Consider the following 833-nt stretch of genomic DNA (forward strand, 5'->3'; position numbering starts at 1 on the left):
TTGTATGGGCTGGGATTGCGCGTCGGGGAGGCCTGCAGGCTGCGCCTCAAAGATGTCGATCTGGAGCGGCGGTTGCTCATTATCCGGGAGACTAAATTCTACAAGAGCCGCCTCGTCCCATTTGGACCAAAGCTCGGAACGCTCCTGGCGCAGCATCTACGTCAACGCCAGACTGCGGCGCGCGCCGCCACTGCTGCAGACGACGCGCCGCTGTTCTGCTTGCGCGGGGGGAGGCCAATCAACCCTGGCACAATCAGCCAGACCTTTCACGCTATGGTCCTGAGCTTAAATCTGCAGATCCCGCCAGGCATTTCGCCGCCGCGCCTGCACGATCTGCGACACTCGTTCGCCGTTGGTACACTCACGCGCTGGTACAGGCTCGGCCTCGATCCTCAGACGAAGCTTCTTGCACTCTCAACTTTCATGGGGCACAGCGACATCAATTCCACTGCGGTGTATCTGACGCCGACCCCGGAGCTTCTCGAACACGCCAACCGTCGCTTCCGTGCCTTTGCTGCGACAACGCTCGGGGAGGATCAGTCATGACCCCCTCCCTCGGTACATTGGTTCAGTCATTTTTCACCGATCATCTCCCGGTACAGAAGGGCCTGCGGCTCGGTTCGATCCGCAGTTATCGTGACACGATCCGCCTGTTCCTGTGCTTCGTGTCCGAGCAGCGTGGTCGCCGGATTGCTACACTGGCCCTTGATGACCTGACATTCGAACGAAGTCTGGCGTTCCTGAGGCACCTGGAGCAAGAGCGCGGTAACTCGGTGCGTACTCGCAATCAACGGCGGGCAGCACTGAACACCTTCTTTGCCTACCTCGCGGTG

2 protein-coding genes are annotated in these 833 nt (G+C 60.1%); both read left to right on the top strand.

All coding sequences use genetic code 11. From position 1 onward, the window contains the following. Positions 1 to 546, top strand: a 546-nt coding sequence (locus ACZYOF_RS44025) for a tyrosine-type recombinase/integrase (protein ID WP_463719627.1), incomplete at its 5' end; no start/stop codon positions are given. Continuing rightward, on the top strand, positions 543 to 833 hold a 291-nt coding region (locus ACZYOF_RS44030; protein WP_463719628.1), incomplete at its 3' end, for a site-specific integrase. The genes ACZYOF_RS44025 and ACZYOF_RS44030, both read left to right, overlap by 4 nt.

The organism is Bradyrhizobium sp. LeoA1Lang (assembly GCF_055413685.1).